Source organism: Streptococcus handemini, from assembly GCF_040984445.1.
In the GTDB taxonomy this organism is placed as follows: domain Bacteria; phylum Bacillota; class Bacilli; order Lactobacillales; family Streptococcaceae; genus Streptococcus; species Streptococcus handemini.
On sequence record NZ_JBFRYH010000022.1, the window covers coordinates 22,007 to 31,218 of the forward strand.

Consider the following 9,212-nt stretch of genomic DNA (forward strand, 5'->3'; position numbering starts at 1 on the left):
CTTATTCTCCATCTGTCACCCAGCGTGCAGCCTGTTCTTTGATGACACGAGTTGCTCCATCATAAATATCACGCACAATCTCCGCACATGATTCTTCTTTTGTAATCAAGCCAGCAATCTGTCCTGCCATGACTGAGCCATAGTCCACATCACCGTCTACAACCGCATTGCGCAGAGCGCCAGCCCCCAAAACTTCAATGTCTTCGCTCGTTTTTACCCCACGTAGGAAGTCTTTTTCCGCGCTGGCATAAGCTGTTGCCAACTTATTTTTGATTGCACGTACAGGATGACCTACAACTTGAGCAGAAATAGTCGTATCAATATCTTTTGCTTTTAAAATCTTAGCCTTGAAGTTGGGATGCGCATTGGATTCTTTCGCCACCACAAAACGTGTCCCAACTTGTACTGCTTCCGCTCCTAGCATAAAGGCCGCAGCTGCCCCGTGACCGTCTGCGATACCCCCCGCTGCAATTACTGGAATCGAAACAGCTTCTACGACCTGACGGACCAAGGTCATGGTTGTCAATTTTCCAATGTGACCTCCTGCTTCCATTCCTTCTGCAATAACCGCATCGACACCCAATTTTTCCATTCGTTTTGCAAGGGCGACACTTGGAACAACCGGAATCACTGTAATCCCTGCCGCGTGGAAACGTTCCATATATTTTCTAGGATTGCCAGCCCCAGTTGTCACCACTTTTACACCCTCTTCAATGACCAAGTCGACAATATCATCGACAAAGGGAGACAAGAGCATGATATTGACCCCAAAAGGCTTATCTGTCAAGGCCTTGACCTTGTCGATATTGGCTTTTACAACTTCTTTGGGGGCATTTCCGCCACCGATAATCCCTAGACCTCCTGCATTAGATACCGCACCAGCTAAATCGCCATCTGCCACCCAAGCCATACCGCCTTGGAAAATCGGATACTCAATACCCAGTAATTCTGTAATCTTTGTTTGCATACTGTCCTCTTTCAATTCTTCATTTGCTTAGTTAATCATTTGATTATCAAATAATTAACTAAACAAGGAAGTGAGCATCTTTTACTCACTACCGTTTTATAAATAATTTGATATTTCAATGTTTTGACTTTCAAATTATTTGCTCTAGTAAAAATGCTAGAAACTAGCATTTTTATCGTTTATCTTCGTTGCGTTTTATTTTGTTTGTGCTTCCACGTAAGCCACTAAATCAGCTACCGTGTTCAGCCCTTCTTCTGATTCGATTTGAATATCAAATTCGTCTTCGATTTCTGAAATCACTTGGAACAAGTCCAATGAATCTGCATCTAAATCTTCAAATGTTGTTGTAAGGGTTACTTCTTCTGCATCCTTACCAAGTTCTTCAACGATAATTGCTTGTACTTTTTCAAATACTGCCATGATAGTTCTCCTTTAAAGAAAATTAAAAATTTTTAATAACTGTAAAAACAGTTCATTAACTAAAGTTTTAATAGAATAGCTCCCCAAGTAAGACCGCCACCAAATCCACTCATCACAAGAGTTTGGCTACCGTCAAGGAGAACGCTACCCTGCTCGACACACTCCGATAGTAAAATCGGAATGCTTGCTGCACTGGTATTGCCATACTCGTTCATATTGGCTGGAAATTTCGCTAGATTGCTTCCCAATTTCTTAGCCATTTTTTCCAAAATCCGCCGATTAGCCTGATGTAATAAATAATAATCGATCTCATCATCCGACAAACCGTGACGGACAAGCAAATCTTGTATGGTCTTGGTCACATCTCGCATTGCAAATTCAAAGATAGAGCGCCCTTCCATTTTCAGATACGGATTGCTGACACCTGTTTCTGAAAAAGGGGAAGAAAGTCCTGCCACACCCGATTGTAAATCCATTCCTCTGCTACCATCTGTCCGATGAATTTCCCCTAGAAAATGCGGCTGATCTGCCACATCCAATAGGATACCTCCTGCACCATCTCCAAAGAGAACAGCCGTGCTTCTATCTGACCAATCAAGGGTTTTAGAAAGTGTTTCTGCACCAATGACCATCCCTCTTTGGTAACGTCCTGAAGCAATCAACTTTTCAGCAGTCGATAAGGCAAAGACAAACCCAGAACAAGCTGCAACCAAATCGTAGGCAAAGGCTTGACTCGCACCGATATTAGCCTGAACACGTGCTGCCGTCGACGGCATCGCTGAATCCGGGGTAATTGTTGCAAGGATAATAAAATCAATCGTTTCTGGAGCATAGCCACTCTTTTGTAGCAATTGCTTTGCTACCTGTATGGCTAAATCACTCGTATCCTCATTCCTTGTGATATGGCGCCTGCGAATTCCAGTCCGAGAAGCAATCCATTCATCACTCGTATCCATTAGCTCCGTCAATTGATCATTTTCAATGACTTGCTCTGGAACATAATGGGCTACATGACTGATTTTTGCAAAGCTTGTCATTTTAAGTCCTCCAAGAAATGATAAAGTTTCAAGAGGCCTTTTTTCATGACCTTATATTCAGCTTCATCCATGTCTGAGGTAATTTGCCGCACCATTTCTTTGTGAAATCGTTGGTGCAGACGATAGACCAATCTTCCTTTTTTTGTCAAATGAAGATGAACCACACGGCGATCTCTGGTCGATCTGACCCGCTCGATATAGCCTTTTCGTTCCAAATTATTCAAACTGGTTGTCACCGTACCAAGTGTAACCATCAAAGCATGGGCTACATGACTCGGAGTCACACCGTCTCTGTCACCAATAACATCAATTGTGTGCATTTCCTTGATTGAAATATCCTTAAAACGACTACCACGTAGACTGGTCTCTTCAATAATCAATACATTATTGAAAATAGCCGTTAGATACTCATTTATCTTTGCTTCTTCCACAACCGAATGCCTCCTTACATACTTTGACTCTCAAAGTATACGACAGATTAGTTTGATTGTCAAATATTTTTTGTCACATCCGATTTCAATAATGGAAAATTCACATATAAGATAAGGTGTTATTTACCTGTAAATTGCGGTCTCCGTCTATCAAAATGCGCACGAACCCCTTCCTTAAAATCCTCTTTAAAAGCAAGTTCACGCTGCAGTCTCAACTCCAACTGAGTGTATTCTTCCCACTGTTCAAACTCACTCTTCCATATCAATTCTTTAATGGCACGGTAGGAATTTGGAGAATGCCGTAAGAGACGTTTAATCAACTGCTGGCAAGTCTTATCCATCTTTTCTTGTTCAACCACTCGGTAGACAAATCCGTAGTCATAGGCTTTTTCTGCAGTGAGACTTTCTCCTGTCATGACCAATTGACTCGCGCGACTCGCACCAATACTGCGACTCAAGAGAAATAAGCCACCTGCATCAGGTGCTAAACCAACTCCTACAAAGGCTTGGATAAATCGCGTCTTATCCGATGCAATGACAAAATCAGCTGCAACTGCCATATTGGCTGCCGCGCCCGCTACCGCTCCGTCTGCCAACACGATGACTGGCTTTGGACATTTCTTTATTGCAAAGGAAATCCGGTTGACCAACTCTGCGATGCGAACCAAAGAAGCAATATCATCTTCATCCACCGCACGTTTCATTTCCACTAAATCGCCTCCAATTGAAAAAACAGTTCCTTCTGCTTGAATGATAAGAATCATAACTTCCTCTACCAAGCTTGCTTTTTCAATTGCATCTAGGATTTCTTCACACATGGGAATATTAAAGCCGTTTGAGACTTCTGGTCGACATAAGGTCAGCCTAGCAATACGCTCTTCTACTTCGTACCGAATCGTTTCATAGATCATCTTTGTCCTCCTTTTATGGCTATAGACTGTCAACTTTTAGTTATTAGCATCGTTTTGTTTTGACGAGTGAACCATGTCGTAAATCACAGCGAAACAATGATAATTTGACACCTCAAAGAAAGAGGTTTCAAGTATTGGAGTTATTCTATCACAAATTCTTTTAGAAAAACCATCTCCTAGTGTGACAGCCGAAAAACGAACTAGCGATTACGAGATTTTCATACTCTATAAAAATCAAAATCTGACTAGCTTCCACAATTGAGAATTGTGGAAGGTGAGAAATAGAGCGAGCATAGCTCGTCTCCACTGAACCACTAGTTTGGACTAATATTAGCTGAGGATTATGACATAATCCTTATTTCCAACCTTCAACAGTCCACCGGACTGTTGAAGCAAGGTGAGTTGACGACGTCAGACTTTGATTTTTGACGAGTAGAAGCTCCCCATTAGAATGACTTCGCTTATAAATACAGGTTCTTAGATTCCGCAGTTTAGAGCGAACGAAGTGAGCTTAAAAGGATAGTTTCGCCGTAGTGGTATGATTAGTGACAGTGCTACTGTCACTAATAACGGAATTTTTGAGACCTAGGCTCAAAAATTAGGAATGAAACTCCGAAGGAGGTTGCTTCCGTCCGCACTACTTAAGAAAAGATCAAAAAAGTTATTTTTGAAATTAACTGAGTATCAGTTTGCTCTTCTAGCTTAAACAATAGTAAAAGAGGCCCCAACGCCTCCTCCTTACAGCCTATCATACAAGTCACTCAAACTGTCTAAAAAATCATCTGCCTGCGACTGATCCAAACCTAATTCTTGATCTCGAATGGCCCAAACTGTCAGACCAGCAGCCTTTCCTGCCTCAATTCCCTTAGGACTATCTTCGATTACCAAGGTTTCAGACTTGGAAAATCCTAGCGCAGCACAAGCCTTTTCATAGACTTCAGGATCCGGCTTACAAGCACGGCATTCCGTCCCAGAAAAAATATAGGAAAAATACGAATAAATCCCTGCTTCTGTCAAAGCACGCTCAATCTCCGTGCGATCGGTATTCGAAGCAAGGGCTAATTCTATTTTCTGTTTCTTTAGATAAGACAATACCTTTGGCACATCTGGAAAGAGAGAATCGCCATAGGGCGTTGGCCGTCCTTCTTTGTAGCATCTGTATTCTTCTTCCAGAGCTGGAATGTCCCGGTTATCATAGTCATCTTGCAGGACCAACTTCCAAACTTGATTTGCTCTTCCTCCTACAAAAATAGCAGGGTCTGGTCTAGATGGGCAACTGATAAACCTTTTGTCGCTAAAAAATCAGCCCTACGTTGATAGTAGAAGTGCTCTGTCTGAAATAAGACACCATCCATATCAAAAATCATTCCTTTGTAGATCATCTGCCATTCCTTTTCCAGTTCCTCTAATGCTCATTATAACATAATTCAGAACATTCCCAAACTTTCGCAATAAGGCTACTGACAAGTGTATCAGTTTTTGCTATAATGATGAAAAGTATAAAAGGAGATTGAAAATTTTTATGAAAGTGACTAAATTTGGTGGTAGTTCACTTGCATCAGCTACCCAACTTGAAAAAGTATTCAACATTGTCCAAGCAGATTCAGAGCGTCGATTTATCGTCGTATCTGCCCCTGGTAAACGAGATAGCAATGACACCAAGGTAACAGACGCCCTGATAAAATATTACAAAGAATATATAGACGGTAAAGATGTCTCCGCTAGCCAAGAATGGATTATCAATCGCTATCAAGCCATGGTGGATGAGCTAGATTTCCCAGGCAAGTGTATGAAAAAAATCGCAGATAGTATTCTAAGCCTTGCAACGCTGCCGATTGAAGACAATGACTTTCTCTATGATGCTTTTTTAGCAGCAGGAGAAGATAACAACGCCAAATTAGTTGCTGAATATTTCACCTATAAAGGTGTTCCTGCTCGCTATATTCATCCTAAAAAAGCAGGTATCATTGTGAGTTCAGAACCCGGAAACGCACGTATCTTACCTTCTAGCTACGATAAAATTGAAGAGTTGAGCCAGGCAGACGAAGCCCTCGTTATTCCTGGATTCTTTGGGGTAACAGTTGATAACCAAATCTGTACCTTCTCCCGTGGTGGATCAGATATTACTGGTTCTATCATTGCTGCTGGTGTTAAGGCTGATCTCTATGAAAACTTTACAGATGTTGACGGTATTTTTGCCGCTCACCCTGGAATCATCCACAACCCACATTCGATCAAAGAATTAACCTATCGTGAAATGCGGGAGTTGGCCTACGCTGGATTCTCTGTCCTTCACGATGAAGCCTTACTTCCTGCCTATCGTGGCCGCATTCCTCTTGTCATTAAAAATACCAATAACCCTGATCACCCTGGTACACGTATTGTACTCAAACATAGCGACCATACCTTGCCAGTTGTCGGAATCGCAGCAGACGATGGCTTTGTCAGCATCAATATGTCCAAATACTTGATGAACCGAGAAGTCGGTTTTGGCCGGAAAGTCTTAAATATCCTCGAAGACCTCAATATTCGTTGGGAACATATGCCGACTGGAATCGATGACCTCTCACTTGTTTTACGTAGTCGTGAATTGACACCAATCAAGGAAGAAGAAATCCTCCGTCAGCTCAATTCTAAGCTAGAAGTCGATAAGGCAGAAATCGAACATGGTCTGTCGATTATCATGATTGTCGGTGAAAACATGAAGAGTCATGTCGGGGTAACAGCTACCGCAACAGCTGCCCTCTCTCAAGAAAATGTCAACTTGACTATGATTTCTCAAGGTGCTAGCGAAGTATCTGTCCTATTCGCTATCAAAACAGAAGAAAAAGAAAAAGCCCTCAAAGCCTTGTATAAAGCCTTTTTCGGCTAAATCTATCCTAACTAAAAATCCAACTCTGACATCAGAGTTGGATTTTTTTGCTGTATATAGCATCTTACTTGACTTCTACTTTATCAAGCCAAGAACTTGCAGTTGTTGCGAGAACACCATTCAATTCTTCCATATTCTGACGACCTTGGTCTGCCAACCATGCCTTAGCTGCAGCTTCTCCTTCTTTCGCAAAGACAGCTACTGCATCTTTCCATGTTGCACGACCACACAGCACACCATTAAAGCTAGAACCTGCTTCTTTGGCTACCACAAGTGTTTCTTGGAAGAGTTTAGCAGATACACCAGCACTCAAGAAAATAAATGGTAAGTGAGTTGTTTCTGATTGTTCTTTAAAGTATGCTTTTGCTTCTTCTAGGCTGTAAACAGGTTCTTGATCTGTATAGCCTTCCACAAAATTCATATTAACCGGAACTTCCACCTTCAAGACGTCAGCATTGTAGCGAGCTTTGCTAAATTCACGCATAGCACCATTCACTTTATGAGGTTTCAAGGCTGCATATTCGCGAGATGTCACATCCATATCGCTAGCATCGTAAGTCAAGATTTCCACAAAGTAAGGAATATCTTCAGCGATACACTCACTACCGATTCGTTCAATCCAAGCATGCTTGATATCGTTAATTTCTGGCTTATCATCTACATCATAGTACAGTAAGATTTTCACCGCATCTGCACCCAATTCTTTAATCCGTTTTGCAGACCAATTTGGAAGCAAGTCTGGTAAGCGACCTGGTGTTGACGCATCATAGCCTGTTTTTTCATAGGCTGCAATAAATCCACAATCTGGGTGGCGCAATTCTGAAGCTGGTACACCATATTCCGCATCCAATAAGATGGAGCTAGCATACTGAGTCAAATCACTTGAAATGACCTTTTTAAAATCAACTAAAATCTCATCTCCAAAATCAGCATCTGCCGCTGCAGACAAGAGCCGTTTCAAAGCACCACGTTGATCAATTGCAAGGGCTGCAATCACTTTTTCATCATTTGATAGACGAACTAAATGATCATACTTAGCCTGTGAAAGTTGTAATTTTTCCATTATCTTCCTCCTAGATAAAATAGACTATCATTCATTATTTTAGCTTTCGCCAATTGAATTGCCGTTAGATATTAAAGAACAGTCTAGACACCAAAGCGCTTCACACCATCCAAATACGTAGCCTGTAAACGACCTTGATCATCGACTACTATAAAGTCTGCCGCCCGACCTGCTGCAATTTGTCCACATACATGATCAATGTTGACAGATTTTGCTGGAGCGAGTGACGCCATACGGACAGCGTCTGGTAAACTTGCCAAGCCCCATTCCACGATATGTTCTACTGCTTGAATCAATTCCAAGATAGAACCCGCCAGACTGCCATTGTGTTTCAACCGAGCTGTTCCGTCTTTAACCACAACCTCAAATTCACCCAAACGAGAATCTCCTTCCCCTTGGCCACCTGCACGCATACAGTCTGTGATGAGAACGGTTTCTTCTACCCCACGCGCTTTCAACACAATATCGACTGCTGCAGGATGTACATGGTGACCATCACAGATAACTTCAGCAAAGACATTTTTCAAATCGAGCGCCGCACCGACCATGCCTGGCTCTCTATGATGAAGCCCACTCATCCCATTGTAAACATGGACGAAGATATTCGCTCCCGCTTCAACAGCCTTTTGGGCTTGTGCATAGGTTGCATCACTATGGGCAAGGGCAGTATGAATCTTTTTCTCATTGGCAAAGTGGATAAATTCCTCTACTCCATCACGTTCTGGGGCAATCGCAATCTTATTGACCAAACCTTCTGACAAGCGGTGCCATTTGTCCAATTTCTCAATAGACGGATCGCCCATATACTTAGGATTTTGTGCTCCCTTGTATTTCTCAGTAAAGAATGGTCCCTCTAGGAAAATACCTTGAATTTTTGCACCAGTTTCTTCACCTGCATGACAACCAATGGTTTCACAGACCGCATCTAAATTCTCTGTTGAATCCGTTAGGGTTGTTGGTAACCAAGAAGTAACACCACAAGACAAGAGCCCTTCTGAAATCACCTTAATCCCTTCAAAATCATTGTCCATAACGTCATACGAAGCATAGCCATGGATATGGGTATCCACTAGACCAGGCCCAATATGATAGCCTGAATAGTCTACAATTGTGCCTTCTGGCTTTTCTGTCATAATCACACCAAATTGACCATCATCTGTAATCTCTAAATAGGCATTTTCAACCTCTCGATCTGACAAGATAATGGATTTTGCAAAAATATAGTATGCCATGTTGTCTCCTTTCTAAAAGACTCGATTCTACTAAATTAACATATTAACCAAAAACTGGTTATAACCTCTCTTCCTTATTGTACTCACCTTTTCGTAAATTGTCAAGTTATTTCTCAAGCCTAGCTAGCTTTTTCTGTCACTAAAAAAGACATGCTAAATTTCAAGTTCAAGTTAGCCAGTCTGTAAAAATTCTCTAGGAGATTTGTAACCCAATATCTTCTTTGGATAGTTGTTAATCCAGTTTTCAATAAATGCGACTTGTTGTTGCGTCGCATTTTT

At 41.7% G+C, this 9,212-nt stretch carries 10 protein-coding genes and 1 pseudogene; 1 reads left to right on the forward strand and 10 read right to left on the reverse strand.

The genetic code is table 11. From position 1 onward, the window contains the following. Position 1: 1 nt before the first annotated feature. The 7 genes from fabK to ABPH35_RS10985 all read right to left on the reverse strand — a co-directional run bounded on the left by fabK (position 2) and on the right by ABPH35_RS10985 (position 5,148). Positions 2–967: an enoyl-[acyl-carrier-protein] reductase FabK gene (gene fabK, locus ABPH35_RS04950; protein WP_368849633.1), complete on the reverse strand. Its 966-nt coding sequence runs from the start codon at positions 965–967 to the stop codon at positions 2–4. A gap of 195 nt (positions 968–1,162) precedes the next feature. Then, on the reverse strand, positions 1,163–1,387 hold the full coding sequence (locus tag ABPH35_RS04955; RefSeq protein ID WP_067086589.1) for an acyl carrier protein: 225 nt from the start codon (positions 1,385–1,387) through the stop codon (positions 1,163–1,165). A gap of 59 nt (positions 1,388–1,446) precedes the next feature. Next, the gene (locus ABPH35_RS04960) at positions 1,447–2,424 is read right to left on the reverse strand and encodes a beta-ketoacyl-ACP synthase 3 (RefSeq protein ID WP_368849634.1); all 978 of its coding nucleotides are present in this window, start codon (positions 2,422–2,424) and stop codon (positions 1,447–1,449) included. After that, positions 2,421–2,855 (reverse strand): fatty acid biosynthesis transcriptional regulator FabT, encoded by a 435-nt coding sequence (fabT, locus tag ABPH35_RS04965; RefSeq protein ID WP_349988607.1) that lies wholly within the window; start codon positions 2,853–2,855, stop codon positions 2,421–2,423. Before fabT ends, ABPH35_RS04960 begins: the two co-directional genes overlap by 4 nt. A 119-nt stretch (positions 2,856–2,974) precedes the next feature. After that, positions 2,975–3,766 carry a trans-2-decenoyl-ACP isomerase gene (fabM, locus tag ABPH35_RS04970; protein WP_349988608.1) on the reverse strand — a complete coding sequence of 264 codons (792 nt, stop codon included), beginning with the start codon at positions 3,764–3,766 and terminating at the stop codon, positions 2,975–2,977. Positions 3,767–4,504: 738 nt separating this feature from the next. Beyond that, the gene (locus ABPH35_RS04975; protein ID WP_405054564.1) at positions 4,505–4,981 is read right to left on the reverse strand and encodes an HAD family hydrolase; all 477 of its coding nucleotides are present in this window, start codon (positions 4,979–4,981) and stop codon (positions 4,505–4,507) included. Between the two features lie 26 nt (positions 4,982–5,007). After that, positions 5,008–5,148 carry a hypothetical protein gene (locus ABPH35_RS10985; RefSeq protein WP_405054565.1) on the reverse strand — a complete coding sequence of 47 codons (141 nt, stop codon included), beginning with the start codon at positions 5,146–5,148 and terminating at the stop codon, positions 5,008–5,010. A 140-nt stretch (positions 5,149–5,288) separates the two neighbouring features. On the opposite strand from ABPH35_RS10985, the gene ABPH35_RS04980 reads away from it, so the two are divergent. After that, positions 5,289–6,638, forward strand: coding sequence for an aspartate kinase (locus ABPH35_RS04980; RefSeq protein WP_349988610.1), 1,350 nt, complete (start codon positions 5,289–5,291; stop codon positions 6,636–6,638). 64 nt (positions 6,639–6,702) lie between these two features. Here ABPH35_RS04980 and lacD read toward each other — a convergent pair whose 3' ends face one another. The 3 genes and pseudogenes from lacD to ABPH35_RS04995 all read right to left on the reverse strand — a co-directional run. Continuing rightward, a complete protein-coding gene (gene lacD / locus ABPH35_RS04985; RefSeq protein WP_349988611.1) occupies positions 6,703–7,701 on the reverse strand; it encodes a tagatose-bisphosphate aldolase in 999 nt (332 codons plus the stop codon). Between the two features lie 83 nt (positions 7,702–7,784). Beyond that, complete coding sequence (gene nagA / locus ABPH35_RS04990) at positions 7,785–8,933, reverse strand: N-acetylglucosamine-6-phosphate deacetylase (protein WP_349988612.1); 1,149 nt, start codon at positions 8,931–8,933, stop codon at positions 7,785–7,787. Between the two features lie 171 nt (positions 8,934–9,104). After that, positions 9,105–9,212 (reverse strand): annotated as a pseudogene (locus tag ABPH35_RS04995) (IS30 family transposase); the annotation flags it as partial.

What these genes read in the sequence shown, in the direction of transcription:
- ABPH35_RS04980 (WP_349988610.1), top strand. Translation starts at nt 5,289, where the DNA reads ATGAAAGTGACTAAATTTGGTGGTAGTTCACTTGCATCAGCTACCCAA.
- fabM (WP_349988608.1), bottom strand. Translation starts at nt 3,766, where the DNA reads ATGATCTATGAAACGATTCGGTACGAAGTAGAAGAGCGTATTGCTAGG.
- nagA (WP_349988612.1), bottom strand. Translation starts at nt 8,933, where the DNA reads ATGGCATACTATATTTTTGCAAAATCCATTATCTTGTCAGATCGAGAG.
- ABPH35_RS04955 (WP_067086589.1), bottom strand. Translation starts at nt 1,387, where the DNA reads ATGGCAGTATTTGAAAAAGTACAAGCAATTATCGTTGAAGAACTTGGT.
- fabK (WP_368849633.1), bottom strand. Translation starts at nt 967, where the DNA reads ATGCAAACAAAGATTACAGAATTACTGGGTATTGAGTATCCGATTTTC.
- ABPH35_RS10985 (WP_405054565.1), bottom strand. Translation starts at nt 5,148, where the DNA reads ATGATCTACAAAGGAATGATTTTTGATATGGATGGTGTCTTATTTCAG.
- lacD (WP_349988611.1), bottom strand. Translation starts at nt 7,701, where the DNA reads ATGGAAAAATTACAACTTTCACAGGCTAAGTATGATCATTTAGTTCGT.
- ABPH35_RS04960 (WP_368849634.1), bottom strand. Translation starts at nt 2,424, where the DNA reads ATGACAAGCTTTGCAAAAATCAGTCATGTAGCCCATTATGTTCCAGAG.